The organism is Streptomyces yunnanensis (genome assembly GCF_029011865.1).
GTDB classification, from domain to species: Bacteria; Actinomycetota; Actinomycetes; order Streptomycetales; family Streptomycetaceae; genus Streptomyces; species Streptomyces yunnanensis.
This window is the reverse complement of sequence record NZ_CP095749.1, coordinates 2,547,547-2,573,673: the sequence shown is the minus strand read 5'-3', so window position 1 is coordinate 2,573,673 and position 26,127 is coordinate 2,547,547. Positions and strand designations below refer to the sequence as shown.

Sequence of the window (26,127 nt, the reverse complement as noted above, 5' to 3'; positions counted from 1 at the left end):
GCACCAACGGTCCCGACTACTGGCGCATGATCTCGGGCTCATGGCGCCGCAGCAGTCGCAGGACGAGGAAGCCGAACACCGCCGAGAGCACCACCAGCATCCCCATGTCCAGCAGCCAGGGGCCCACCGCGTGCCGGAGCAGCGGATCCGCGGTGAGCGGCTGCGGCAGGATCCGGTGCAGGTCGACGGTGCCCGCCATGGCCCCGAGCGCCCAGCGGGACGGCACCAGCCACGCCAGCTGCTCCAGCACCGGCGTGCCGCGCAGCGAGTGCAGCGCCCCGCAGAACACCACCTGGACGATCGCGAGGAGCACCAGCAGCGGCATGGTGACCTCCTCCTTGCGCACCAGCGCGGACACCAGCAGCCCCAGCATCATCGCGGTGAACGCCAACAGGGCCACCGCCAGGGTGATTTCGAGCAGTGGCGGCAGCAACACGCCTTTGCCGCCCGGCGCGTTGAGCTCCACCCCGAACAGGGCGACCACCGTCAGCACCGCCGCCTGGACCACCGTGACCGTCCCCAGCACCAGCACCTTCGACATCAGATACGCCGACCGGGACAGCCCCACCGCCCGCTCCCGCTGATAGATCACCCGCTCCTTGACCAGCTCGCGCACCGCGTTGGCGGCCCCGGTGAGCACCGCGCCCACGCACAGGATCAACAGCACGTTCGTCGCCGAGTCCGCGGTCAGCTTCCCGCCGCTCAGGCCGTGCGCCATCGCCCCCATCACGAACGGCAGCGCCACCATGATGATCAGGAACGTCCGGTCCGAGGACAGCGCCGCCGCGTACCGCCGCATCAGCGTCCACAGCTGGGTGCCCCAGCGCCGGGTCCGGGGCGCGGCCACCGGTTCCCGGGGCGCCTGCGGGGCCCGTGGGGCCGGCGGTGCCGGTGGCTGCCGGGTCTCCCCGGCGATGTACCGCCGGTACAGCGGCGAGGCCCGGAACTCCCCGGCCCAGTCCCGCCCGCGGTCGTTCTCGAACGCCTCGAACGCCTCCGGCCACTGGCCGAACCCGAAGTACGGCAGTGCCTCCTCCGGCGGCCCGTAGTAGGCGATGGTGCCGCCCGGCGCCAGCACCAGCAGCCGGTCGCAGACGTCCAGGCTGAGCACACTGTGGGTGACCACGATGACCGTGCGGCCGTCGTCGGCCAGGCCGCGCAGCATGTGCATCACCGAGCGGTCCATCCCCGGATCGAGGCCCGAGGTCGGCTCGTCGAGGAAGAGCAGCGACGGCTTGGTCAGCAGCTCCAGCGCCACGCTGACGCGCTTGCGCTGCCCGCCGGAGAGCTTGTGGATCGGCAGCCCGGCCCGTTCGACCAGGCCGAGTTGGCGGATCACCTCCTCGACCCGGGCCGCCCGCTCGGCCGGCGCGACGTCCTCGGGGAACCGCAGCTCCGCCGCGTAGCCCAGCGCCCGGCGGACGGTCAGTTGGGTGTGCAGGATGTCGTCCTGCGGCACCAGCCCGATGCGCTGGCGCAGCTCGGCGTAGTCCCGGTAGAGGTCCCGGCCGTCGTAGAGCACGGTGCCCTCGTCGGCGGGCCGCAGCCCGGTCAGCGCGTTCAACAGCGTCGACTTGCCCGCCCCGCTCGGGCCGATCACGGCCAGCAGCGACTTCTCACCCACCGGGAAGGACACCCCGCCCAGCAGGGTCCGGCGCTGGCCGCCCCGGCCCACCCGGACGGTCAGCCGCTGCACGTCCAGTGAGACCTCGCCGGTGTCGACGTACTGCTGGAGCTGGTCGCCGACGAGGACGAACGCGGAGTGGCCGATGCCGATGATGTCGTCGGGGCGCACCGGGGCGACGTCGACCGGACGGCCGTTGAGGTAGGTGCCGTTGTGGCTGCCCAGGTCGGCGATCCGGTAGCCGTCCGGGCCGGCCCGGAGTTCGGCGTGGTGGCGGGAGACCGCGAGGTCGTCGACGACCAGGTCGTTGTCGTCGGCCCGCCCGATCCGCGTGGTGCGCGCCGGGGGCAGCGGCCGGACCGTGCTCGGCCGGCGGAAGGTGTGGGTGGCCGCGGGCCGCGACACGGTCTTCGGATGGCCGACCGGCGTGGTCGGGCGGGGGACACCGGCGAGCACCGCGCACGGGCCGTCGGCCGGGTTGCCGAAGCGGATCACGCTCCCCGGGCCGACTCCGTACCGCGACACCCGATGCCCGTCCGTGTACGTGCCGTTCGTGCTGCCCTCGTCCTCCACCAGCCAGTGGCCCTCGGTGGCCCGGAGCACCGCGTGGTGCCACGACACCCGGTCGTCGCTGATCACCAGGTCGCTGTCGGGGTCCCGTCCCACGTGGTAGGCGTGGCCCGGGTCCATCACCTGCGTGACCCCGCCGGACTCCACCAGGAGTTCGGGCGCGGCGGACGCATCAGGCCGCTCAGCCATATTTCAGATTTTACGGCGCATTCCCCGCCCTCGCCCCCGGTTACTCGCGCGGACCGACGTAGGTCAACTAGGGTGAGCGCCCCGATGTGCCCGCACCTGCGCATTCCATGGAAATGCCGTACTTCGGTTCGCTGATCGAAGGATGCACCGGCAAACCGGGACGCACCGCACCCTGCAGGGCAACGCACCATAGGGCCCGGGTTCCTTCTTATTCACCTACCTCATGAAGGCAAGGCAGAGATGGCACGACTCGCGCGACAATCCCCTCGGCAGTTTCCCCGGCAGCGGGCCCATCCCGTCGACGAGGTGCTGCCGTTCGGCAAACTCGCCCTCTACGGCTTCCAGCACGTCCTCGCCTTCTACGCGGCCGCGGTCATCGTCCCGATCCTGCTCGGGAACGCCCTCGGGCTGTCCCGCCAGGAACTCGTCTACCTCATCAACGCGGACCTGCTGACCTGCGGAATCGCCTCCATCATCCAGGCGTTCGGCATATGGAAGATAGGCGCCAGGCTGCCTCTCGTCCAGGGCGTCACCTTCACCGCGGTCTCCCCGATGATCGCCATCGGACTGGGCGCGGGCGGCGGCACCGCCGGACTGCTGGTGGTCTACGGCGCGGTCATCACCGCGGGTATCGCCACATTCCTTTTCGCCCCGTTCTTCAGCAAGTTGGTGAAGTATTTCCCGCCGATCGTCATCGGCACGATCCTCACCATCATCGGGCTGACCCTCATCCCGCAGGCGCTCCAGGACGCGGCCGGCGGCGCCCAGTTGGTGGGCAAGCCCGAATTCGGCGACCTGAAGAACCTCGGATACGCCCTGGGCACGCTGCTGTTCATTCTCGCGATCGTGCGGATCGGAAAGCCGCTGCTGAGCAGCGTCGCGGTGCTGCTCGGCCTGGTCGGCGGAACGGCCGTCGCCTGGCTGCTCGGTGACGTCGATTTCAGCGGTGTGGGACAGACGGCCTGGTTCGGTGTCAGCACCCCGTTCCATTACGGAATGCCCAAATTCGAGCCGTTCCCGATCATCGCGATGATCGTCGTCATGCTGATCACGATGGTGGAGACCACCGGTGACGTCTACGCCATCGGCGAGATCACCGGCAAGCCGGTCGGCAACGACACCGTCGCCCGGGCGCTGCGCGCCGACGGCGTCGCCACCGTCCTCGGCGGCATCTTCAACTCCTTCCCCTACGTGGCGTTCGCCGAGAACATCGGCCTGGTGCGGATGTCGCGGGTGATGAGCCGGTTCGTGGTCGTCGCGGCCGGTGGCTTCATGATCGTGCTGGGGCTGGTGCCCAAGGCCGGCTCGGTGGTCGCCGCGATCCCGCACCCGGTGCTCGGCGGCGCGGCGCTCTCCATGTTCGGCATGGTCGCCGCGGTCGGCATCCAGATCCTGGGCAAGGTGGACCTCCGCGAGGAGCGCAACGCCCTGATCCTCGCGGTCAGTCTGGGCGTCGCGTTCCTGCCCACCGCGGTCGCGCCGTTCTTCGAGCGGATGCCGCAGGGGGTCCGGGCGGTGCTCGACAGCGGCATCACCCTGGGCGGTCTGACCGCGATCGTGCTGAACCTCGTCTTCAACGTCCTCACCCGCCGCAGGTCGCTGGAGATCGACTGGGACGAGTTCGCCGAGGACGACGAGCCGGGGCCGGACGAGTCCGCGCCGGCCGGCCCCCCGTCGCACCCCCGGGGCGCGTACTGACACCCGGCCGGACGGCGGGACGCGCCGTCCCGCCTCCGGCCGGCGCCCGACCCATCGGACAGGCTCTGGCTGGCTAGTGCACGGAGTGGAACGGCGGTGCCTCGCCCGCCTCGCCGATCAACTCCCAGAAGTGGTCGACCAGTCGCCGCAGATACGCCGACCGCTCGGCCGCGATCGCTTTCAGCCGGGCGTCGGCGCTCCGTGCCACCACGTGCCCCATGTACCGCTCGGAGAAGTCCGCGAACTCCGCGTGCATGGTGCGCAGCGCGTCGCCCACCCGCGTCCGGTTCAGCGAGGTGATCTCGGTGATCGGCGCGACGTGCGACTTCCAACGGCCCTCAAGCGCCGCGCGCAGGTGCCCGGCCAGCTCCTCGACCCGCCCCATCACCCCGATCAGCTTGCGCAGCGACAGTCCCAGCGCGTCCACCAGCGCCTTGGTCTGCCGGTAGTCGCCGTGCCACTCGTTGGCCCCCTCCGCCGCGCGGTACTCCTCCGGCGCCATGCCGACCAGCTGCGCCAGCCGTTCCGCGCTCAGCTGCCGGGCCATCCGGTGCTCGGCCAGCGTCCGCGGCTCCACCCCCATCAGCACGATCGGCGGGCACCACAACACATCCGCCAGGGCGAAGAGTTGCGCTTCGGTGGGCAGCAGGGAGCCGTACTCCCACGCCTCGATCACCTCGGGGCGCACCGGCGAGCCGCACGCCGTCATGGACTGGGCGGCCTGGCTCGTGGTCAGGCCGACCCGGGCCCGTGCGGAGCGGGCCTGAGCGGGAGAGAACGGAACGCTGTTCACGTACGCGACACCTCGCTGCACCCGGTGAGCAGGGGGTGCTGGGGGGAGAGGAAGGGAGCGGACATGGAGGAACATCCAGGGGCGGGCAGATTAACAGATCGGCGAGAGGTACGAACCTCCAGCTCAGAACTCCCGTTCCGGGTATAGCCGATGCACCGGTATCTACCGGGCAGTAGCGGCAGTTGGGGTCATCACGAAGGCGGGACGTAACCAAGGCGTTACGTGGATGAAGGTGTGGTGTCACAGTGATCGCAGAGGCTGGCGGGTGCCGATGGGCCTTGCCCAGCAGCGCCGGTCGGTGTACACCTGACATCCGGTCCTCCCCCCACAATCCGATCAGGATGGGACCCTCCCTATGCGATTCACGCTTGACCGCCCCCGCGCGGTCCGGTGCCTGCCGCTTGCCGTACCGCTCGCGCCCGTCGGGGCCGCGCGCCGCCGCGCCGCCGTCCGTTCCGCCGAGAGAAGACGCACCCCGGCGCGCCACTTCGCGCTGTCATGTCTCTGACAGTCAGCGCGCCGTCGGCGGCCCTCGCCAACTGAGCGCCGCCCGACGCCCGCCTGATCGTCACCGTCCCCGCATCGCGCGTCACGGAGCCGCCGGCACCCCACGAGCCGGCCCGACGGCATGCCCGACCCGCCGCCGTACCACGGCGGTTGCGCCGGCCTGCCCGCGCCCGGCCGCCGGGTCCCGTCCCGCAAGGACCGCCGACAGGCCGCTGTCCAGGGACCCCCGTCGCCGGCCTCCGTGTGCCCCGTAGCCAGAAAGGACAATCCCCGGTGCTCACTTCGCACCCGGCACACCCCCAGGGCTCACCCACGGCCCTCCTCGGCGGAACGGACCACCCCACCGCACCCGGTGCCCACCCGGCCGGCCAGGTCCTCGTCATCGGCACCCCAGGGCCACGCCTGGAACGCCTCACCCACACCCTGCGCACCACCGGTCACGACGTCACCCACGCCCCACCCGGCGAGGCCGGCCCCCGCGTCCGCCAGGCGCCCCCGGACGCCGTCGTCGCCCTGCACGAGCCCGGCGCCGGGCACGCCGGAGCCGACGTCATCCGCGAGGTCCGCACCGTCCCCGCCGGACGGGCCCTGCCGCTCCTCATGGTCACCGGCGCCCCCGGCCCGACCGGCGCCGCCGACCTGCTCCGCCAGGGCGCCGACGACTGCATACCCGAGGCGTCCGACCCCGACGAGCTCTCCGCCCGGATCGAGGCCAAGCTCCGCCGGATCCCGGTCCCCGTCGAGCACCTGCTCCGCGATCCGCGCACCGGCCTCTACTCCCGGCCGCACTTCCTCGACGAACTCGACCGCGAACTCAAGCGCCCCGAAGGCGCCCGGCACGGCGGCGTGCTCGCCGTCGTCGCCGTCGCCGAACTCGCCGCCCTGGAGGAGCGACTCGGCCCCCGGATCCGCCGCGAGGTCGCCGAACGGCTCGCCGGCGTCGCCGAAAGACTGGGCGGGGCCTGCGACCGGCTCGGCCGGGACGACGACGGCCACCTGCTGATGCTGCTCCCCGGCATCGGCGAGGAGACCGCCCTGCGCGCACTGCACGCCTTCGCGACCGCCGCCGCCGGCACCCGCTTCGTCGTCGCCGACGAGAACGTCCGCCTCACCCCCGCCGTCGGCTGGCTCCCGCTCGCCGAGTGCACCGATGCCGCCGACGTCGTGGACCGGGCCCGCGACGCGACCCGCGAATCCCTGCGCCACCGCGACCTCCGCCCGGTCCGCTACGCCCCCTGGATGCGTGGCACCCCCCATCGCCACCGTCGGCCGCCGCTGCGCGCCGTGCTCCGCCCCGCGCTCTTAGCGCTCTCCCCGGTCCTGGCGCTGCTGCTGGGCATCGGGGTGCCGTTCGCCCTCTACCGGCAGACCTATCTGGCCGGTTGGGACCTCGGCTCGGGCATGTACTGGGCGGTCGTCGCCGGGCTGGTGCTCTCCGCGCTGCTGATCGTCCTGGAATGCCTCTACGCGCTGGACGCGCCGACCCGACCGCAACGCCCCGGCGCCGCCTATCCGCCGGCCAGTGCGGTGATCGCCGCGTACCTCCCGAACGAGGCCGCCACCATCGTCGACACCGTCGAGTCGTTCCTGCGCCAGGACTACCCGGGCGGCCTGGAGATCGTCCTCGCCTACAACACCCCGCACCCGCTGCCCGTCGAGGACACCCTCCGCGAGATCGCCGCCCGCGACCCCCGCCTCGTCCTCCTCCCCGTCGCGGGCAGCACCTCCAAGGCCCAGAACGTCAACGCCGCCGTCACCCGCGTCCGCGGCGAGTTCGTCGGCATCTTCGACGCCGACCACCACCCCGCCCCGCACGCCTTCCGCGACGCCTGGCACTGGCTCTCGCACGGTTACGACGTCGTCCAGGGCCACTGCGTGATCCGCAACGGCGACAGCTCCCGGATCGCCCGGCTCGTCGCCGTCGAGTTCGAGGCGATCTACGCCGTCAGCCACCCCGGCCGCACCCGGCTCCACGGCTTCGGCGTCTTCGGCGGTTCCAACGGCTTCTGGCGCACCGACCTCCTCGCCCGCACCCGGATGCACGGCTCGATGCTCACCGAGGACATCGACTCCACCATGCGCTCCCTGACCGCGGGCGCCCGTATCGCCGTCGACCGCACCCTGATCTCCCGCGAACTGGCCCCCACCACCCTCACCGCGCTGTGGAACCAGCGTTCCCGCTGGGCCCAGGGCTGGCTCCAGGTCTCCCTCAAGCACCTCTGGCGCGGTCTGCGCTCACCTGTGTTGACGGTACGTCAGAAGTTCGGCCTGCTGGTCCTGTTGGGCTGGCGCGAGATACAGCCCTGGCTGACCCTGCAGATCCTGCCGATCCTGCTCTACGCCACCTGGAAGGTCGGCGGGCCCCAGCACCTCGACTGGGGCGTACCGGTCTGTGTGCTCGCCCTGCTCCTCACCCTCGCCGCCGGACCCGTCCAGGCCCTCTTCGCCTGGCGCCTGGCCGTCCCCGAACTCCGCGCCCGCCGCCGCTGGTTCTGGTCCTACCTCCTGGTGTCGACCGTCTTCTACAGCCACTTCAAGAACATGGTCGCCCGTCAGGCCCACCTCAAGGAGGCCCTCGGCGACCGGCAGTGGCGGGTCACCCCGCGCGCCCAGGCGACGAGGGCGGTGGCCCGCCGATGAGCGCCACCGCCGCGCCACCCGCCCCGCCGCGGACCCCCGAAGGCCCCCCGCGCCGCCGCCGCGCCGGGGACATCGACGGCTTCCGCGGCCTCGCCGCGCTCAGCACCGTCGCCTTCCACGTCTGGCAGCAGTACACCGCCTACGACGCGCACGGCACCCACCCGCCGGTGGCCAACCCCGTCCTCGACGCGGTGCTCTCCCTCGAAGTCATCGACCTCTTCTTCGTCCTGTCGGCGTTCCTGCTCACCCTCTCCTACGCCCGTGCCGCCCTCGACGGCGGCTCCACCCGCCCGGCCCGCGCCTTCCTCTTCCGTCGCGCGATCCGCATCCTGCCGCTGTACGTCCTGGCCGTCCTGGTGGTCTGGGCCACCCGCAACCCCACCCTCCCCGGCGACTGGCAGGACCTGTTCGAACACCTCACGTTCACCCACGTCTTCGACCAGGACCGGATCTTCTACACCCTCGGCCCCACCTGGTCGCTCTCCCTGGAGGTGCTCTTCTACTTCGTCCTCGTCGGCCTCGGTCCGCTCGCCGTCCGCGCCTGCCGCCGACTGCGCCGCCGGGCCGACCGGGTCGCGGTCTGCGCCGCCGGCTGCCTGTTCCTCTTCGCCGCACCGCTGGCCTGGATCACCGTCGCGCACTACGCCCTCGGCATCCCGCACACCGACTGGGTCGCCTACTTCGGCCCGCAGGCCCGCTTCGGCGGCTTCGCGGCCGGCATGCTGCTGGCCGTGGTCCTGGCCGCGCTCGGCGACCGGGCCCGCCTCTCCCCGCGCGCCGCGCTGCTCCTGACCGCCCTCGCGCTGGCCGGCCTCTTCTGCCTCTCGCGCCAGTCCGACGCGGAGGGCTTCACCTTCACCTACTACCACCCGATCGCCTCCGCCCTGTGGGCGCTGCTGCTCTTCGGCACCCTCCACATCCGCCGACGCACCTTCTGGAACCGCTTCCTGACGGCGCGTTGGCTCACCCCGCTGGGCCTGATCAGCTACAGCCTCTTCATCTGGCACGAGCCGGTCATGCTCCTGCTGCACAACGCCGGACTGCTGCCCGCGGGCCCGTCCGGCTTCCCCTGGGCCCTGCTGATCGTCTTCCTCGCCGCCGTCGCGGTGGCCGCGGCCAGCTACTGGCTCATCGAATACCCGGCGAGCCTGCTCGGCCGCCTCAAGGACGCCCAAGGGCGCCCCCGGGACTTCTATCCGGAACCCGCCCTCCGCTGACCGCGCCGAGAGCCGGTGACGGGGGTCGCCCGACGGCGGCCCCCGTCACCGCTCGGCCGCCCCGCCGGGCCCGTCGCCGAAGAGCGTCCCCAGCCGGTAGGCCAGCGCCCGTCGCGCCTGCGCCAACGACCGCCGGCCGTGCAGCACATCGCCGCCCAGCCCCACCGCCGCGGACACCAGCAGATCGGCCTCCAGGCGGACGTCCAACCCCGGCGCGGCCCGCCCCGCGTCCCGCGCCGCCGCGAGGATCCCCGCGACCATCTCCTCCAGCGGATGCTCGTCGGGCAGGAACACCGCGGCCAGCGCCGGATCGGTCAGGCTGCGCGCGTAGTACGCCGCGAACACCCGCAGCGCCGCGGCCCGTTGGGCGTCCACCGGCAGGAACTCGTCCAGCACGTCCCGCAGCAGCCCCCGCGGATCCGCCGGGTCGAAGCGGATCCGGGACCGGGCGATCCGCTCGTTCTCGTCGTGCAGCAGCCGCAGCGCGTCCACCAACAGCCGGTGCTTGTCCGCGAAGTGGTACTGCACCGCCCGCACCGACACCCCGGCCTCGGCCGCCACCTCCCGGATGCTGGCGGCGTGCAGCCCGCGCTCCGCCGCGATCCGCCACACCGCCTCGATGATCCGCCGCCGCTTGTCCGCCGCCGCCTCCCCGGCCGGGCCCGCCGCCGGGCGCGGCGCACCTGTCGGCGGCGGCACCGGCGGATGCTTCCGGCGCCGGTAGGCCCGGGCCTGGCAGCCGCGCGAGCAGTAGAGCGCCGGCCGTCCGCGCCCGGCCGGGGCCAGCGGCGCTCCGCACATCCGGCACGACGGATTGTTTTTCGCACGGCCCAAGTCCATTCGGCACCTCGCAAATACTGTGACGAAAAGCGAATTCGGCAATGCTGAAGCCTAATACGGCACCCATGGCGCTGATACGTTCGTAACGTTACGGGGCGGCGCCCGGTGGGCTGGAGGGCACGTCCGAGGCCGGTCAGGCTCCGGCGTTCCGCCCCGATATCCCGGTCCACCTCTCGGTTCACACCCCGGGCCACACCCCGGCCCACATCACGGCCCACTCGCGTTCTCCCCGTTGCCCGACCCGTTGCCCGACCCGCCTCGCGCCGGCGTCGTGTTGCGGCGTCGCGTCACGGCGGCGGAGGAGACCGAGGGCACGTCATCACCGCACGCTTCGAGGAGCGCCATGAAGTACGACGTCCTGCAGATCATCGCCATGGGCCTGGTGGTCACCGCCGCCCAGGGCGCCTTCCGCCTGCTGATCGACCACGGCAACACCGGCCTGCTCGGATGGGTCGGCGGCGGGTTCCCGGTCCTGCTGACCGCCTATCTCTCCGTCGTCGCCGTCGGCGTCGTGCTCGCCGGCTGGTCGCACACCCGCGCCAAAGCACTCGGCCGCCGGAAGTGATCCGGCGGCCGAGGAGGGGCGGGGGAGCGGGCGGGTCAGCCCACGTGGACCCGCGGGCGCCGCCGCAGGTCCGGCTCCGCCCGGCGCAGCACCTCGCGGGCGACCGGTGCGACCTCTCCGTCACCGAACACCAGGAAGCGCAGCAGGTGACTGAACGGATGGCCCTCGGTCCAGTTGAAGTAGATGTGCGGCACCTGGCCGGTCCGCTCGCGGAGCTGCATCAGCACCGCCGCGATGGTGTTGGGCACGCCCGCGCCCTGCACCCGCAGGATCCGCGCGCCGTGCTCCTCCACCCCGTGCACGTGCAGTTCCGCGGTGAAGTCCGAGGAGTCCTCGACGAGCACCTCCAGGAAGAGCACCGGTCCGCGGTCGGGGATGTGGGTCTCCTCGCGCTGGCTGTACTCCTTCTCCCGGTAGTCCGCCGCGTTCCGCTCGTCCGGCTCGTTGGCGATCACCCGCAGCGGTCCGGCGGCCAGCGCCTCCTCGATCAGCCGCTCCGCGGTCTCGTCGAACACCACGTCCGCGGCGCGCAGTTCGAAGGCGCGGTGCACCCGCGAGGCGAACGACGTCAGCAGGATGCCGAGGATGAACAGCAGCGCGATCTTCAGGCCGTCCGGCCGCTCGATGACGTTGGTGACCAGCGTGTAGCCGAAGACCAGGGTGATCGCGCCGAATCCGATGGTGGCGCCCCGGTGCCCGCGGTGCCGGGCCGCGACGGTCGAGGCGAACGAGGCGGAGAGCATCAGCACCAGCACGCCGGTCGCGTAGGCACCGCTCTGGTCGTCGACGCTGGCGTCGAAGACGACGGTGATCCCGAACGCGATGGCCATGAAGATCAGCACCAGCGGGCGCACCGCCCGGGTCCACTCCGGCGCCATGCCGTAGCGGGGGAGGTAGCGCGGCACGAGGTTGAGCAGCCCCGCCATCGCCGACGCACCGGCGAACCACAGGATCGCGATGGTCGAGATGTCGTAGACCGTGCCGAACGCCTCGCCCAGGTGCTCGTGCGCCAGATACGCCAGCGCCCGCCCGTTGGCCGAACCGCCGGGTGCGAACTCCTTCTGCGGGATCAGGATGGTGGTCGCCAGACTGGACAGCAGCAGGAAAACGCTCATGATCAGTGCCGCGGTGGTCAGCAGCCGGCGGGTGTCCCGGATCCGGCCGGCCGGCTTGACCGGGTCGTCACCGGCGTCGCCGCGCACCTGCGGCATCACCGCCACGCCGGTCTCGAAGCCGGACATGCCGAGTGCCAACTTCGGGAAGACCAGCAGCGCGACGCCGACGATCGCCAGCGGCGAGGAGTGCTGCGCGGTCATCGCGCCCCACCAGTTGCCGACCGCGACCGGGTGGGACAGCACCTGCCAGGCCGACGTGGCCAGCACGACCACGTTGAGCACCAGGTAGACGCCGACCAGCGCCACGGCTATCCCGATCGCCTCCCGGAAGCCCTTGAGGAAGACGGCGCCCAGGGCGGCGAGCAGCAGCAGCGTGATCCAGAGGTTGGCGCCGTGCAGCGCGGCCGGGGCGAAGGGATTCTCCACCACGTGTGCCGAGGCGTCCGCCGCCGACAGCGTCATCGTGATGACGAAGTCGGTGGCGGCGAACCCCAGCAGCACCAGCACCAGCAGCTTCCCCGCCCACCAGGGCAGCAGCCGCTCCAGCATCGCGATCGAACCCTCGCCCTGCGGGCTCTCCTTGGCGACCCGCCGGTAGACGGGCAGCGCGCCCAGCAGCGTCAGCGCGATCAGCACGAGCGTGGCGAACGGCGACAGCAGTCCGGCGGCCAGCGCCGCGATGCCCGGCTGGTAGCCCAGCGTCGAGAAGTAGTCGACACCGGTCAGGCACATCACCCGCCACCAGGAGTGGCCCTTGTGCTCGGCGGGCGGGGTGCCGTGCGGCCCGGGGTGGCGGGCGCTCTGCTCGCTCAGGCCGTCCAGCAGCCAGGACCGCCACCTCGGTGCGGGGGCGGTGGGCGGCGGAGTGGGGTCCACCTGGGTACTGGTCATACGGCCACGTCCTGCCGATCGTCGTTCGTCCCGCCGGCCGTCACGGGGGCCGGGCGGGTGGGGGGTTGATGGGTGTGTCGCGGGGTGTCCGGCCGTGCGGTCGTCGTACGGGCCGGGGCGTGTTGCGGGCAGGGCGTGGCGTGGGCCGAGGCGACGCAGGAGGCGCGCTGAGGGCCACCTCGAAGACGCCCGGTCCGGCGCATCGGCGGCCTGCTCCGATAAGGGCCGATTCTGTCCAACTCGCTCTTCCTGCCGCCTTTTGTCGCTTTCGCCCAGGAGTTGTCCCCCGGGAGCCCGGGGCAACGAGGAGCGAGTATGCAACACGTGCCGGTGCCCCTCGGTGCCCGGGGCGCGTCCGGGGGCATCCGGTGTCCATACGCGCCGCGTCAGGGCCGCGTCATAATCCCTCGGCCCCCCGTACGCACCGCGTTAAGTTCCCCGCCGGATCGGTCCCGGTCCCGCCGGCCCGCGCACCCTGGCACACAGGCCCCCGGCCCCAGGAGGTGCTCTCATGGCGACCCTTCACCACCCCGTCCCCGCCCACCCGCCGCCCACCCCGCGCTTCCCGGCGCCGACCTCGCGCCCGGAGCGGGCCGCGGGACGGCGGGCCGGGCGCGGGACGGCGGTCGGTCGGGCGGTCGCCGCGCCGCCGCCCGCCGACGCGCTCGGCCGCGACCTCGCGCTGCCGGTCGGCGCCGCGGCGGCCGCGGTCGCGGTGACCGTCCTGCTGGTGACCGGCGAGGCCACCCACCTGGCGTTCTCGCTCGTCGCGTTCGCGCTGCTGACCGTCGCCGTCGCGGCGGCGGCCCGGCCCCGCCTGGTCCCGGCCGTCGTCCTCGTCTCCTGGCTGTTCTTCGACGGTTTCGTGGTGCAGCAGCGCGCGGAACTGGGCTGGCAGCAGACCGACCGGCTGAGCCTGTGGGTCCTCGCGGGGGCGGGGCTGGTCGGGGCGGGGTGTGCGGCGGCGGTACGGGCCGTGCGGATCCGGCGCGGCGGCGCGGTGTGACGTCCGGCCGGCCCGCCGTGACGTGCCGGCCGGTCGGTCAGCGGCCCCTCAGGAAGCCGGGGCAGGGGCACCGGCGGCCGTCGGCGCGGCGCCGGGCACCGAGGAAGCCGATGCCGATGCCCAGCATCCAGACGTCCTTGGCGAGCGGCAGGCCGCTCTGCGTGGGGCGCAGGCTGCCGGGTCGGCGCATGCCGGGCAGGCGCAGGTAGAGGCCGACCAGGCCGCCGGCGAAGCCGGTCAGGGCGACGCCCGCCAGCCGGGTCGGGACGAACGGGGCGAGCAGTGCGCCGCCGACGGCGATCTCCGCGGCCGCCAGCAGCCGCGTGAACTGTTCCGCGGGCAGTGCCGACAGGAACGGGTACGCCGTGGTCGCCGTGCCGTGCACGGAGGCCGCGGTCTCCTCGTCCGCCCGCCACAGTGTCAGCCCGGAGTTCAGGATGAACGCGCCGGTGGCCAGTCGAGGGGCGATGTCGCGCGGTTCGGGCAGCTGCGTCATGGGGCCTCCAGAGGTCGGGTTCCGGCCCTTCGATCGAGGTTAGCGAGCGGCGGGTGGGGCTGCATCCGGTGCCGTCCGGGGCCCGTCCGGCACGGTCCGCTGCTCACGGGGCCGCCTCGTCCCACTGGTCGAGGAGGCGGTCGACGCCGCCGTCCTCGGGGCCGCCCGGCGGCCGCATCCCGTCGAGGGTCTGCTCGGTCCAGATGACCTTGCCGCCGGGGGTGTAGCGGGTCCCCCAGCGCTGGGCGAACTGGGCGACGAGGAACAGCCCGCGCCCGCCCTCGTCGGTGGTGGTGGCCCGCCGCAGGTGGGGGGAGGCGCTGGTGCCGTCGGAGACCTCGCAGATCAGGGCGCGGTCGTGGAGGAGGCGGACGCGGATCGGCTGGGCGCCGTAGCGGATGGCGTTGGTGATCAGTTCGCTGAGGATCAGCTCGGTGGTGAAGCCGATGTCGGCCAGCCCCCAGGTCTCCAGGGTGCGCATGCAGGCGGAGCGGACGGGGCCGACGGCCGCCGGGTCCGAGGGGACCTCCCATTCGGCGATCCGGTCCCGGTCCAGCAGCTTGGTGCGGGCCACCAGCAGGGCGATGTCGTCGCCGGGGTGCTCGGGCAGCATGGCGGTCAGGACGGCGGTGCAGGTCTCCTCCGGCGAGCTGTCCGGCGCGCCGGCGAGGGTGCTGCGCAGCAGTTCCAGACCGGTGTCGATGTCGCGGTCGCGGCCCTCGATGAGCCCGTCGGTGTAGAGGGCCAGCCGCGAGCCCTCGGGCAGGGGCAGTTCGAGGGTCTCCACGGGCATGCCGCCGCCCAGGCCGAGCGGCGGGGAGACCGGCACCTCGGGGAAGGACACCGTCCCGTCGGGGAGGACCAGGGCCGGGCCCGGGTGGCCCGCCCGGGCCAGGGTGACGCGTCCGTCGGCCGGGTCGTAGATGACGTAGAGGCAGGTGGCGCCGGTGATGCCGGCGCCGCTGTTGCCCACCAGCGAGGCGTCGGTGGCCGGCGCGGCGCCGGGGGCCGTCTCCGACGCCGCGTCAGCCGTGGTCCCGACCGCGGGTCCGCCGCCGTCCTCGCCCGCCCCCGCCCCGCCGGTGCGGGCCTCGTCCGTGTCGATGTGGCTGACGAGTTCGTCCAGGTGCCCCAGGAGTTCGTCGGGCGGCAGGTCCAGGGTGGAGAAGTTGAGGACGGCGGTGCGCAGCCGGCCCATGGTGGCGGCGGCGTGCAGGCCGTGCCCGACGACGTCGCCGACGATCAGGGCGACCCGGGCGCCGGGCAGCGGGATGAGGTCGAACCAGTCGCCGCCGACGCCGGCCTGCGCGGGCCGGTAGCGGTGTGCCACCTCCAGCGCCGACTGCTCGGGCAGCGCCCGCGGCAGGAGGCTGCGCTGGAGGGTGATGGTGGTGGCGTGCTCGCGGGTGTAGCGGCGGGCGTTGTCGATGGAGACCGCGGCCCGCGCGGCCAGCTCCTCGGCGAAGGACAGGTCCTCCTCGCCGAACACCTCGGAGGTGGTGGCCCGCCAGAAGTTGGCCAGGCCCAGCACCACGCCGCGGGCCCGCAGCGGCACCGCGATCAGCGAGCGGATGCCGTTGTCCAGGATCCGCTGGGTGTCGACCGGGTCCTGGGCCCGCCACTCGTGTTCGGCGCGCAGGTCGGGGACGACGACCGGGCGGCCGTCGGCGATCCCCGCGGTGATCGGGCTGCCGGGCGCGAAGCGGATCCGCTCGCCGACGCGGTAGACCGCCGAGTCCTCCGGCACGCCGCGGACCGCCAGCCGTCGCATCGGGGCGTGCCCCCCGGTCGGCTCCTCGCCGCGCAGCACCGGCTCCAGCAGCTCGACGGAGACCACGTCGGCGAACCGGGGCACGGCGACCGCGGCCAGCTCCTCCGCGGTGCGGGACACGTCCAACGTGCTGCCGATCCGCATCCCCGCGTCGTAGAGCAGCTTCAGGCGCCGCTGGGCGACCTCGGCCTTGCCGGTCAGCGCCTGGAGTTCGGTGGTGTCCCGCAGGGTGACGGCGGTGCCCGGGAGGCCGCCGTAGGGGGCGGTGGGGCGGATGTTCACCGCGAGCAGCCGCTCGCCGGCGGGGTGCACCTCGTCGGTGGCCGCCCGGCCGGAGGCCAGCAGGGCGGCCATGCCCGGTTCCAGTCCCAGCTCGGTGACCCGGTGGTGCTCGGCGTCGTCGGGCAGGTCCAGCAGCCGGCGGGCCTCGTCGTTGGCGAGCACCAGCCGTCCGTCGCCGCCGACGATGAGCACGCCTTCGCGGACGGCGTGCAGGACGGCGTCGTGGTGGTCGTACATCCGAGCCATCTCGGCCGGGTCCAGGCCGTGCGTCTGGCGCCGCAGCCGGCGGCCCACCAGGGCCACCCCGCCGACCCCGACGACCAGGGCGCCGGCCGCGCTGCCGATCAGCAGCGGGAGCCGTTGCAGCGCCCACTCGTTGGTCCGCTGCACCTTGATGCCGGCCGCGACCAGGCCGACGAGCCGGCCGTCGGCGTTCTTGACGGGCACCGTGGTGTCCACGGCGCGCCCGAAGGCCGAGGTGGAGGTGGAGGTGACGGTGCGGCCGGCGAGCGCCGGGCCGTAGTCGTCGGGGACGTGTTTGCCGATCAGTTGCGGGTTGGGGTGGGTCCAGCGGACGCCGGACGGGCTGAACGCGACGAGGTAGTCGAGGCCGGCTTCCCTGCGGGCGTCCTCGGCCCGGGGCTGGAGCCGCGCGGTGGGGTCGGCGGACTGCATCGCGGCGGCGGTCCCCGGGGCGTGTGCGAAGGCCGCCGCGGCGACCGACGACCGCTGTTCGGCCTCCTGGAGGCTCGCCTGCTGGGCCTGGAGGGCGAGCGCCACTCCGGCTGCCACGACCAGCAGCACGACGAGGGCGAGCTGCAACGCGAGGACCTGGCCCGCGACGCTGTGCACGCTCAGCACCGAGCGAAGGCGGCGCCCGACATCACGCCTGGAATATTGCTTTCGCCCGAAATTTTCCATCACGAGCCATATTTAGCATTGTGCGCCCCTGTGTAGCGATCAGCTGAGCGGGGTCATAAGCGTTCCTTTTGGAATGACAAAGTGGCTTCATGAGGGCAAATTTGGTCGGTTGTCAGGAGAGGGTGGGCGCCGGCGTGGAGCGTTCGGGCCCCATGAGCCGCCTGCCCTAGGGGCGTTCCACGCGGCGTAGCGGCACTACGACGCAAGGTAGTCGCACGTATATCCGGAATTCCAGGTTTCGGGTAGCGAGCGTTTCCGGCCGGAGGGCCGCCAACGGGCCATTGCGGGCCGGATATTCCCGCCCCGACCATCCCGGTGTCCCGCATGTCACCGGCCGTGCGCCGGTCGGTCGGCATGCCTCGGTCCCGTAGGGAGGCCCCAGTGAACGACCGGATGACGCTCGCCCCGGATGCGGCACGGCAACTCGCGACCACGACCAAGACCACCCCCCAGATGCGCGGCATCACCCCGCGCTACCTGCTGCGCGCCCTGCCGTGGGTGGACGTCGAATCCGGCGTCTTCCGCGTCAACCGACGCCGCACCTATGTCCTCGGCGACGACCGCCTCAGCACCTACCAGGACGGCGACACCCACCGCGTCATCCCCGGCGACCTGCGTGAACTGCCGTACCTGCGCGAGGCGGACGACGCGCTGCTCACCGAACTCGCCGGCGCCTTCGCGCAGGTGACCTTCGACACCGGCCAAGTCCTCGCGGAAGACGGTGAGGTGACGGACCGTCTGCTCGTCATCGTGCAGGGTCGGGCCGAGAAGCGGGCGCGCGGCCGCTACGGCGAGGAAGCGCTCCTCGACGTGGTCGGCGACGGCCAGTTCTTCGACCTCGACACCTGGACCCGCTCCACCCCGACGCCGTACCGGGTCACCGCGCTCACCCCCGGCACCGCGCTCAGCCTCGACCGCGCCGCCCTGGCCCGGCTCGGCGACCGCGACCCGGCGCTGCGCGCCGCGATGGACGCCTACCTCGCGGTGGACGGGGTGCTGCCGGGCAGCGAGGTGCCGGTCGACCTCAGCTCCGGGCACGTCGGCGAGCCCGACCTGCCGGCGACCTTCGTCGACTACGAGGACGCGCCCCGCGAGTACCACATGAACCTCGCCCAGACCGTGCTGCGCGTCCACACCCGGGTCTCCGACCTCTACAGCGGCACCATGGACCAGGTCCGCACCCAGGCCAACCTCACCGCGCACGCGCTCCGCGAGCGGCAGGAGGACGTGCTCCTCAACCACCCCGAGCACGGCCTCTTCAGCAACATCGCCCCCGGCCAGCGCGTCCAGGCCCGCTATGGCGCCCCCACCCCCGACGACCTCGACGAACTGCTCACCCGGGTCTGGAAGCAGCCCGGCTACTTCCTCGCGCACCCGCGGGCCATCGCCGCGTTCGGCCGGGAATGTACCCGGCGGGGCGTGCCCCCGGTCATCGACACCAGCTTCGGCAGCCCGCTGCTGACCTGGCGCGGCGTCCCGCTGCTCCCCTCCGACAAGGTGCGCTTCTCCGGCGGGGCGGACACCGGCACCACCGAGATCCTGCTGATGCGGGTCGGCGAGGCCGAGCAGGGCGTGGTCGGCCTGCGCCCGGCGAAGGTGGCCGACGAGATCGAACCCGGGCTGGCCATGCGGAACATGGGCGTCGACAAGAAGGGCATCACCTCGTACCTGATGACCGCGTACTTCAACGCCGCGGTCCTCGTCGAGGACGCCCTCGCCGTCCTCCAGAACGTCGAGGTGTCCCGCTACCATGACTACGCCTGATCTCCTGGGGTTCCCGCTGACCGGGCCGGACGCGACGGGAGTCCCCACCGGCGCGGCGCCGGCCGCCGGCACCACCGCGCCCCCCACGACCGCCGCCGGCGCGACCACCGGCGCCCCGGCCCCCGCCCCCGAGTCCGCCGGCGCCACCTGGCCCGGCACCGCCCCGACGGACCGTCAGTTTTCCCAACAGCCCTCCTTCACGCCGGAGTTGGCGCGCCGCGACGTCCCGATCCTGCACCGGACCGTCAACGGCAAACCCCTGGTCTGGCTCGACAACGGCGCCACCACGCACAAGCCCCGCCAGGTCATCGAGGCGGTGTCCGGCTTCTACGGGGCGGGCAACTCCAACATCCACCGCGGTGCGCACACCATGGCCCGCGAGGCCACCGAGGCGTACGAGGCGGGCCGGGCCGCGGTCGCCCGGTTCCTGGGCGCGGGGTCCCCGGACGAGATCGTCTTCGCCCGCGGCACCACCGAGGCGATCAACCTCGTCGCCCAGAGCTGGGGGCGGGCCAACCTCGGCCCCGGTGACGACATCCTCGTGCCGGTGCTGGAGCACCACTCCAACATCGTCCCCTGGCAGCTGGTCGCCAAGGAGACCCGGGCCCGGGTGGTCCCCGTCCCGCTGCGGCCGGACGGCCAGATCGACCTCGACGCCTACGCCGACCGGCTCTCCATGCGGACCCGGCTGGTCGCCCTCAGCCAGGCGTCGAACGTCCTCGGCACCGTCCCGCCGGTCAAGGAGATGACCGCGCTGGCCCACCGCTACCGGGCCAAGGTCCTGGTGGACGGCGCCCAGGCGGTGGCCCACTTCCCGGTCGACGTGGCGGACCTCGACGCCGACTTCTACGTCTTCTCCGGCCACAAGCTGTTCGCCCCCACGGGCATCGGCGCCCTGTACGCCAAGCCGGAGATCCTGCAGACGATGGCGCCGTGGCAGGGCGGCGGCAACATGATCGAGTCCGTCTCCTTCGACCGCACCAGCTACGCGCCCGTCCCGCACCTCCTGGAGGCCGGCACCGGGCACATCGCCGGCGTCGTCGGACTGCTCGCCGCGATCAACTGGCTGACCGGCTTCGACCGGCCCGCCGTCGCGGCGTACGAGACCGAGCTGCTGGCCTACGCCCAGCAGGCCCTGGCCGCGGTCCCCGGGCTGGACCTGATCGGCTCCGCGGCCGACCGGATCGCGGTGCTGACCTTCACCATGGCGGGCCACGACCCCGGCCGGATCGCCGACTGGCTGGACCGCGACGGGATCGCCGTCCGGGCCGGCCACCACTGCGCCCAGCCGGCCCTGGCCCACTACGGCCTGGAGAGCGCCGCCCGTGCCTCGCTCGCCCTCTACAACACCCCCGAGGAGGTGGATCAGCTGGTCGCCTCGCTCCAGCGGCTCCAGCAGTCCGACTGAGACCGCCGACGACCCCGATGTCCCGCTGACGTCGCTCCGCGCCCGTGGTGTGTAGGGTGAGGGGCTGCGAAGGGGAGTAGCCCCGCGAACCGGTCATCGACACACTGGAGCCACAGTCGGCTCCCGGTGGCCGGGCCCACGCAGTCACTTGTGCGGGCGGGCGAGACCTTCGGCCCTTTGTCGACGAATCATTCACGCGTCGGCGGGGTCGAAGTCGTGCCGCCGCTCCCACGTCGGTCGCCCTCGAAGCCCGCCGGAGCGGAAAGGCTGACGATCAGCGTGTTGCATTTTGTCCTGCTCATCGCGTGTGCGGTGGCGATCTATCTCTCCTGCGAGTGGTTCGTCAACGCCGTGGAATGGCTGGGGGAGCGGCTCAACGTGGGCCGGATGGCGGTGGGCACCATCCTCGCCGCCTTCGGCACCGCCCTCCCGGAGTCCGTGGTGACCCTGGTCGCGGTGACCACCGGCGCCACCCCGGAGGCCAAGAACATCGGCGTCGGCGCCGCGATGGGCGGCCCGCTGGCCCTGGCCACCGTGGCGTACGGCGTGACCGGCGCGATGCTGCTGCTCCAGCGGCGCAAGCGGCGCGCCGCGGCCCCGGCCGGCGCGTCCGCCTCCGGGGCGGCGGCGGACGCGAACGGCGACGCGCCCCTCGGTACGGAGCGGGACATGCGGCGGCTGGCCAAGGACCAGACGTGGTTCCTGCCGGTCTTCGTCGTCAAGGTCGCGCTCGGCCTGGTCGCCTTCGCCTTCAAGCCGGTGCTCGGCCTGGCCTTCTTCGCGGTGTACGCGGTCTACTTCTGGCGCGAGATCCGCGGCGACCACGAGGAGGACGACGAGGGCGTCGAGTTGGAGCCGCTGAAGTTCCAGCCCAGGGCCGCGTCCCCGGCGACCTGGGCGGTCGTCGCCCAGACCCTGGTCACCCTGGTGGTGATCTTCTTCGCCTCGCAGCTCTTCGTGCACCAGCTGGACGCCATCGGCCCGATGCTCGGACTCTCCGCCTCGGTCACCGCGCTGCTGCTCTCCCCGATCGCCACCGAGCTGCCGGAGATCATGAACGCGGTGATCTGGGTGCGCCAGGGCAAGACCAAGCTGGCGCTGGCCAACATCTCCGGCGCCATGATGATCCAGGCCACCGTCCCCAGCGGCCTGGGCCTGCTCTTCACCAGCTGGCACTTCGACAGCGCCCTGCTGTGGTCCGGCGTGATCACCATGGCGGCGATCGGCTACCTCCTGCTGACCATGCGCGCGCACAAGCTGACCGCCGGCCGGCTGGCGGTGGCGGCCGGCTTCTACGTGGTCTTCGGGCTGGGGCTGATCCCGATCCTTGGGTGAGCCGGCCCGGGCGTCGGGCGACCGGGGGCGTGGTGGGCCAGGGCCGCGTGCGGGTCCGCCGCGCCGTCCTCCGGGGTGTGGTCGAGGTGGACGGTGGCCGCCGTCAGTCGCGGCACGCCGTGGATCAGCGCGTGCTCGGCGGCCACCGCGATCCGGTGGCCGTGGGCCACGGTCAGCCGCGGATCGAGGACGATGTCCGCCTCGGCGCGCAGGGTGTGGCCGATCCACCGCATCCGCAGCGCGCCCACCCCGCGGACGCCGGGCACCCCGCGCAGCGCCGCCTCGGCGGCCGCCACCAGGGCCGGGTCCACCGAGTCCATCAGCCGCCGGAACACCTCCCGGGCGGCGTCCTTGAGGACCAGCAGGATCGCGGCGGTGATCAGCAGACCGACGACCGGGTCGGCGGCGCGCCAGCCCAGCGCGGCGCCGCCCGCGCCCAGCAGCACGGCCAGCGACGTGAAGCCGTCGGTGCGGGCGTGCAGCCCGTCCGCCACCAGGGCGGCGGAGCCGATCCGGCGGCCGGTGCGGATGCGGTAGCGGGCCACCCACTCGTTGCCGAGGAAGCCGGCCAGCGCGGCGGCCGCGACCGCCCACAGGTGCGTCACGTCCCGCGGGTGCACCAGCCGGTCGACGGCCGCGTAGAGCGCGGGCACCGCGGACGCCGCGATGGTGAGCACGATGACCACGCCGGCCAGGTCCTCGGCCCGGCCGTAGCCGTAGGTGTAGCGGCGGTTGGCGGCCCGCCGGCCGAGGACGAAGGCGATGCCGAGCGGGACCGCGGTCAGCGCGTCGGCGGCGTTGTGCAGGGTGTCGCCGAGCAGCGCCACCGAGCCGGACAGCGCGAAGACGGCGGCCTGGACCACGGTGGTCAGGCCGAGGACCGCGAGCGAGAGCCAGAGCGTGCGCATGCCCTCGCGGGAGCTCTCCAGGGCGGGATCGACCTTGTCCCGGGCCTCGTGGCTGTGGGGGGTGAGGGCGTGCGCGAGCCGGTGCCGCAGTCGGGCCGCGCGGGAGCGGCCGGCCGGGGCGGGGCGGGTGTGGTGCTCGGGGCCGTGGTGGTGGGGGTGAGAGTGGGGGTGGGGGTCGGAGACCGACATGTGCGCGTCCACAGGTGTGCACCTTCCCGCGGTCCGGGGCGCGGCTTGTGCCGTACGCCCTCGTCACCTCATTATGTGCGTATGAGCGCACGCATGCACCTATCAGGTGCGCACGGTTCGCAGGAGCCGGACGACGGCGCCCGGCTCGCCGTCGCCGTGGAGATCCTGGGACTGCTCGCCGACCGCACCCGGCTGACCCTGCTGCGCCGCCTCGGCGCCGGCGAGGCCGACGTCACCACCCTGACCGCGGCCTGCGACGCCTCCCGGACGTCCGTCAGCCAGCACCTCGCCCGCCTCCGGCTGGCCGGCCTGGTCACCACCCGCAAGGACGGCCGGCGCGCCGTGTACGCCCTGCGGCACGGCCATCTGCGACGCCTGGTCGACGAGGCCCTCAACGCCGCCGACCACCAGGTCCGCCACCTGCCGCCGCACGACTGACGCGTCGGAGCGGACACAACGGGGCGGGAACGGCCGGGACTTCTACCACGTTCCGTCCCCCGGCGCACCATATGTCGTCCGTCCGTAGAACTTCTACCGTGGAGGGATGCGCGTCCTGGTGGTCGACGGCGAGCCCCGCACGGCGGCTCTGCTGCGCCGCGGCCTCGCCGAGGAGGGCTATGTCGTCGACCTGGCGATGACCGGCCCGGAAGCTGTCTGGCGGGCCCGCGAGATGGCGTACGACCTGATCGTCCTGGACATCCTGCTGAGGGGCTTCGACGGCTTCGAGGTGTGCCGCCGGCTGCGCGCCGCCGGCTGCTGGCCGCCGGTCCTGGTGTTGAGCGCCCGCAACGAGGTCTGCGACCGGGTCCGGGGCCTGGACGCGGGCGCCGACGACTACCTGGCCAAGCCCTTCAGCTTCGCGGAGTTGTACGCCCGGCTGCGGGCCCTGTCCCGCCGCGGGGCGCACGCCCGACCGCCCCAGATGGCGGTGGGCGACCTCCGGCTGGACCCGGCCACCCGCCGCGCCTGGCGCGCGGGGGCCGAACTCCGGCTGTCTCCCAAGGAGTTCGCCCTGCTGGAGCTGTTCCTGCGGCACCCCGGCGAGGTGCTGACCCGGACCCTGATCCTGGAGCACGTCTGGGACTTCCCCTGCGACGGGGTGTCCAACGTCGTCGACCAGTACGTGGCCTATCTGCGCCGCAAGATCGACCGGGCGGGCCAGGCGTCCCATCTGGAGACGGTCCGCGGCGCCGGCTACCGGCTGCTCACCCCGGCCTCCGTGACCAGTGGTTGAGCCGCCGCACGGCGACATGTGAGGACTCACATCCGCCGCACACGGTCACCTCATGGTCCGCTTCGCATACTGACGGGGAACACGCGGGCCGCCGGCGTACAGGACGCCGGAACACCGGCCTGCGGAACACGGGTGGGCCGGTGTGCCGCAGCACCGGTGACAGTAGACCCGGGGAACCGGAATCAGCTGAACCGGAGCCCGGGGAACCGGAATCCGGGCGCGCCGGCGGACCCGTGCACCCAGGTGAGGTGAATTCCATGGGGACCACCAAGAAGGCGTACCGCTGGCGTACCACCACCATCGGCCTCGCCTGCGCGGCGCTGCTGGCCGGCGGGGCGGGCACCGCGGTCGCCGCGCCGAGCGCGGTACCGGACTTGCACTCCCGCGCCGTTGCCGCGGCCGCCGCCACGTCGCACGAGAAGATCGACGTCAAGGCGAGCGCGAAGTCCGTCAAGGCCGGTGAGTCGGTCACCCTCAGCGGTCGGACCAAGGGCATACCGACGGGCAGCAAGCTCACCGTGCAGCACCTGAACAAGGGCAAGTGGACCACGCTGCACGCCAGTACCAAGACCAAGCACGGCGGCCACTACAGCGTCAAGGTCAAGCTCGGCAAGAAGGGCAAGGAGAAGCTCCGCGTGGCCCACGGCAAGACGCACTCCTCCACCGTCACCGTGACCGTGCACTGACGCCCCGTACGAAGGCCGACCCGGATGAAAACCGTTGGCGCGACGGGCTGCGGCTGTTCTACGGTCTGACCCGGCGTCGGCGCCATCGCCGCGCCGCCGATCGCATCGTGTCGAGGAACCGCACCGGACAGGGAGGTGGCAACTGATGACCGTCACTGCCACGGGCATGGCCCGCAACCAGCAGACCAGCATCGCATTCACCTCCGCGGTCCTCGGCTGACCCGACCTCTCTCGTTCTCCGCGCTCTTCCCGCGCGCCGGGCCCACCCGGCGCGTGCACCAGCGCGCACAGCCGGGACCGTGCCTTGTCGAAAGGCCATCCCGTTGTTCGCTCTTCCGCTCTCCGCCACACATCCGCTGACCGCCGACTACGGCTGGGACGACGGATTCGCGGAGCTCTTCACCCCCTTCGCCGGGCAGGGGTTCGTGCCCGGCCGCGTGGCCCGCGTCGACCGCGGCCGGGTGGACGCCGTGGTGCCGGACGGCGACGGTGTCCGCACCGTCCTGGCCGACACCGCACTGGTGGCCACCGGCGACCCGACGCGGGTGCCCTGCACCGGCGACTGGGCCGTGCTCGACCTGGAGAACGGCCGGGTCGGCGACCATCTCGACGGCGTGGTGCGGGCGTTGCTGCCGCGCCGCACGGCCGTGCTGCGATCTGCCTCGTCGAAGCGTTCCGAGGGGCAGGTCCTCGCGGCCAACGTCGAGTACGCGGTGGTCGCGGTGTCCCTGGCCGAGGCGCTGGACCTCGACCGCGTCGAGCGGTTCGTCTCCCTGGTGTGGGAGAGCGGGGCGCAGCCGCTGGTGCTCCTCACCAAGGCGGACCTGGTGACGGACCCGGCCACCCTGGGGCACCTCGTCGCGGACGCGCAGCTCGCCGCGCCGGGCGTGCAGGTGCGGGCGGTCAGCGCGGCCACCGGGGACGGCCTCGACGGGCTGTCCGCCCTGTTCGCCGGCACCACGTCCGTCCTCCTGGGGCGGTCCGGTGCCGGCAAGTCCACCCTGGCCAACGCGCTCTTCGGCACGGACGTGCAGGACGTGCGGGCGGTCCGCGACCAGGACGGCAAGGGGCGGCACACCACCACGACCCGCGATCTGCTGGTGCTGCCCGGGGGTGGCGTGCTGATCGACACCCCGGGGCTCCGCGGCGTCGGGATGTGGGACGCCGAGGCCGGACTGTCCCGGACGTTCTCGGACGTCGAGGAACTGGCCGAGCGGTGCCGGTTCCACGACTGCGCGCACGAGGTCGAACCCGGTTGCGCGGTCCGATCCGCCGTGGAATCGGGCGAGTTGGCGCCGCGTCGGCTGGAGAGCTACCGCAAGCTGCGGCGCGAGAACCGGCGCATCGTGGCCAAGACGGACGCCCGACTGCGCGCGGAGATCCGGCGCGACTGGAAGCAGAAGCAGGCCCTGGGCCGCCACATGACGGAACGGAAGCGGGGCCAGGGGGCCGGGTGGGGGACCGGCCGTTAGCCCCCC

Annotated in this window: 19 protein-coding genes; 12 read left to right on the top strand and 7 right to left on the bottom strand. The window is 73.0% G+C overall.

Annotated features, from left to right (window positions below):
• Positions 1-16: 16 nt before the first annotated feature.
• Entirely contained in the window at positions 17-2,383 is a 2,367-nt protein-coding gene (locus MOV08_RS11265) for an FHA domain-containing protein (RefSeq protein WP_275307333.1), read from the bottom strand.
• 240 nt (positions 2,384-2,623) lie between these two features.
• Between MOV08_RS11265 and MOV08_RS11260 the strand changes: the two genes are divergently transcribed.
• Entirely contained in the window at positions 2,624-4,081 is a 1,458-nt protein-coding gene (locus MOV08_RS11260; protein ID WP_039631729.1) for a nucleobase:cation symporter-2 family protein, read from the top strand.
• A gap of 73 nt (positions 4,082-4,154) precedes the next feature.
• On the opposite strand, the gene MOV08_RS11255 is transcribed toward MOV08_RS11260, so the two are convergent.
• Positions 4,155-4,790, bottom strand: a complete 636-nt coding sequence (locus MOV08_RS11255) for a hypothetical protein (protein ID WP_052287418.1) — start codon at positions 4,788-4,790, stop codon at positions 4,155-4,157.
• 864 nt (positions 4,791-5,654) lie between these two features.
• Here MOV08_RS11255 and MOV08_RS11250 point away from each other — a divergent pair.
• Complete coding sequence (locus MOV08_RS11250) at positions 5,655-8,021, top strand: glycosyltransferase (RefSeq protein ID WP_275307331.1); 2,367 nt, start codon at positions 5,655-5,657, stop codon at positions 8,019-8,021.
• Positions 8,018-9,238 carry an acyltransferase family protein gene (locus tag MOV08_RS11245; protein WP_275307329.1) on the top strand — a complete coding sequence of 407 codons (1,221 nt, stop codon included), beginning with the start codon at positions 8,018-8,020 and terminating at the stop codon, positions 9,236-9,238. Before MOV08_RS11250 ends, MOV08_RS11245 begins: the two co-directional genes overlap by 4 nt.
• A 45-nt stretch (positions 9,239-9,283) precedes the next feature.
• Here the strand turns inward: MOV08_RS11245 and MOV08_RS11240 are convergent, their stop codons facing one another.
• Positions 9,284-9,937, bottom strand: a complete 654-nt coding sequence (locus MOV08_RS11240) for a TetR/AcrR family transcriptional regulator (RefSeq protein WP_275307327.1) — start codon at positions 9,935-9,937, stop codon at positions 9,284-9,286.
• A 484-nt stretch (positions 9,938-10,421) separates the two neighbouring features.
• Here MOV08_RS11240 and MOV08_RS11235 point away from each other — a divergent pair, with 484 nt between their 5' ends.
• Complete coding sequence (locus tag MOV08_RS11235; protein ID WP_039631721.1) at positions 10,422-10,643, top strand: hypothetical protein; 222 nt, start codon at positions 10,422-10,424, stop codon at positions 10,641-10,643.
• Positions 10,644-10,678: 35 nt separating this feature from the next.
• Here MOV08_RS11235 and MOV08_RS11230 read toward each other — a convergent pair whose 3' ends face one another.
• Positions 10,679-12,649, bottom strand: coding sequence for an APC family permease (locus MOV08_RS11230; RefSeq protein WP_052286687.1), 1,971 nt, complete (start codon positions 12,647-12,649; stop codon positions 10,679-10,681).
• Between the two features lie 511 nt (positions 12,650-13,160).
• Here MOV08_RS11230 and MOV08_RS11225 point away from each other — a divergent pair.
• The gene (locus MOV08_RS11225; protein ID WP_275307325.1) at positions 13,161-13,655 is read left to right on the top strand and encodes a DUF4118 domain-containing protein; all 495 of its coding nucleotides are present in this window, start codon (positions 13,161-13,163) and stop codon (positions 13,653-13,655) included.
• Between the two features lie 37 nt (positions 13,656-13,692).
• Here MOV08_RS11225 and MOV08_RS11220 read toward each other — a convergent pair whose 3' ends face one another.
• Together MOV08_RS11220 and MOV08_RS11215 are read right to left on the bottom strand one after the other, a co-directional pair.
• Complete coding sequence (locus MOV08_RS11220) at positions 13,693-14,151, bottom strand: hypothetical protein (RefSeq protein WP_052286686.1); 459 nt, start codon at positions 14,149-14,151, stop codon at positions 13,693-13,695.
• Positions 14,152-14,254: 103 nt separating this feature from the next.
• Positions 14,255-17,065 (bottom strand): SpoIIE family protein phosphatase, encoded by a 2,811-nt coding sequence (locus tag MOV08_RS11215; RefSeq protein WP_275307324.1) that lies wholly within the window; start codon positions 17,063-17,065, stop codon positions 14,255-14,257.
• 441 nt (positions 17,066-17,506) lie between these two features.
• Here MOV08_RS11215 and MOV08_RS11210 point away from each other — a divergent pair, with 441 nt between their 5' ends.
• From MOV08_RS11210 to MOV08_RS11200, 3 genes are all read left to right on the top strand, one after another.
• Positions 17,507-18,889, top strand: a complete 1,383-nt coding sequence (locus MOV08_RS11210) for a family 2B encapsulin nanocompartment shell protein (protein ID WP_275307322.1) — start codon at positions 17,507-17,509, stop codon at positions 18,887-18,889.
• Positions 18,876-20,297, top strand: coding sequence for a cysteine desulfurase (locus MOV08_RS11205; protein WP_275307321.1), 1,422 nt, complete (start codon positions 18,876-18,878; stop codon positions 20,295-20,297). Before MOV08_RS11210 ends, MOV08_RS11205 begins: the two co-directional genes overlap by 14 nt.
• A 279-nt stretch (positions 20,298-20,576) precedes the next feature.
• Entirely contained in the window at positions 20,577-21,632 is a 1,056-nt protein-coding gene (locus MOV08_RS11200; protein WP_275307319.1) for a sodium:calcium antiporter, read from the top strand.
• On the opposite strand, the gene MOV08_RS11195 is transcribed toward MOV08_RS11200, so the two are convergent.
• Entirely contained in the window at positions 21,590-22,729 is a 1,140-nt protein-coding gene (locus tag MOV08_RS11195) for a cation diffusion facilitator family transporter (RefSeq protein WP_420834289.1), read from the bottom strand. The two genes, MOV08_RS11200 and MOV08_RS11195, sit on opposite strands and share 43 nt — an antisense overlap.
• An 81-nt stretch (positions 22,730-22,810) precedes the next feature.
• On the opposite strand from MOV08_RS11195, the gene MOV08_RS11190 reads away from it, so the two are divergent.
• The 4 genes from MOV08_RS11190 (at position 22,811) to rsgA (ending at position 26,121) form a co-directional block, all read left to right on the top strand.
• A complete protein-coding gene (locus MOV08_RS11190; RefSeq protein WP_067346023.1) occupies positions 22,811-23,167 on the top strand; it encodes an ArsR/SmtB family transcription factor in 357 nt (118 codons plus the stop codon).
• Between the two features lie 106 nt (positions 23,168-23,273).
• Positions 23,274-23,963 (top strand): response regulator transcription factor, encoded by a 690-nt coding sequence (locus MOV08_RS11185; RefSeq protein WP_275307316.1) that lies wholly within the window; start codon positions 23,274-23,276, stop codon positions 23,961-23,963.
• A gap of 257 nt (positions 23,964-24,220) precedes the next feature.
• The gene (locus tag MOV08_RS11180) at positions 24,221-24,649 is read left to right on the top strand and encodes a hypothetical protein (protein ID WP_073449484.1); all 429 of its coding nucleotides are present in this window, start codon (positions 24,221-24,223) and stop codon (positions 24,647-24,649) included.
• Positions 24,650-24,972: 323 nt separating this feature from the next.
• Positions 24,973-26,121, top strand: coding sequence for a ribosome small subunit-dependent GTPase A (gene rsgA, locus MOV08_RS11175; protein WP_039631705.1), 1,149 nt, complete (start codon positions 24,973-24,975; stop codon positions 26,119-26,121).
• Positions 26,122-26,127: the final 6 nt, after the last annotated feature.

Bases quoted from the DNA above. Each gene is read 5' to 3' on its own strand.
- MOV08_RS11230 (WP_052286687.1), bottom strand. From the start codon at position 12,649: ATGACCAGTACCCAGGTGGACCCCACTCCGCCGCCCACCGCCCCCGCA.
- MOV08_RS11225 (WP_275307325.1), top strand. From the start codon at position 13,161: ATGGCGACCCTTCACCACCCCGTCCCCGCCCACCCGCCGCCCACCCCG.
- MOV08_RS11195 (WP_420834289.1), bottom strand. From the start codon at position 22,729: ATGTCGGTCTCCGACCCCCACCCCCACTCTCACCCCCACCACCACGGC.
- MOV08_RS11205 (WP_275307321.1), top strand. From the start codon at position 18,876: ATGACTACGCCTGATCTCCTGGGGTTCCCGCTGACCGGGCCGGACGCG.
- MOV08_RS11255 (WP_052287418.1), bottom strand. From the start codon at position 4,790: ATGACGGCGTGCGGCTCGCCGGTGCGCCCCGAGGTGATCGAGGCGTGG.
- MOV08_RS11220 (WP_052286686.1), bottom strand. From the start codon at position 14,151: ATGACGCAGCTGCCCGAACCGCGCGACATCGCCCCTCGACTGGCCACC.
- MOV08_RS11245 (WP_275307329.1), top strand. From the start codon at position 8,018: ATGAGCGCCACCGCCGCGCCACCCGCCCCGCCGCGGACCCCCGAAGGC.
- MOV08_RS11190 (WP_067346023.1), top strand. From the start codon at position 22,811: ATGAGCGCACGCATGCACCTATCAGGTGCGCACGGTTCGCAGGAGCCG.
- MOV08_RS11235 (WP_039631721.1), top strand. From the start codon at position 10,422: ATGAAGTACGACGTCCTGCAGATCATCGCCATGGGCCTGGTGGTCACC.
- MOV08_RS11185 (WP_275307316.1), top strand. From the start codon at position 23,274: ATGCGCGTCCTGGTGGTCGACGGCGAGCCCCGCACGGCGGCTCTGCTG.
- MOV08_RS11260 (WP_039631729.1), top strand. From the start codon at position 2,624: ATGGCACGACTCGCGCGACAATCCCCTCGGCAGTTTCCCCGGCAGCGG.
- MOV08_RS11265 (WP_275307333.1), bottom strand. From the start codon at position 2,383: ATGGCTGAGCGGCCTGATGCGTCCGCCGCGCCCGAACTCCTGGTGGAG.
- MOV08_RS11180 (WP_073449484.1), top strand. From the start codon at position 24,221: ATGGGGACCACCAAGAAGGCGTACCGCTGGCGTACCACCACCATCGGC.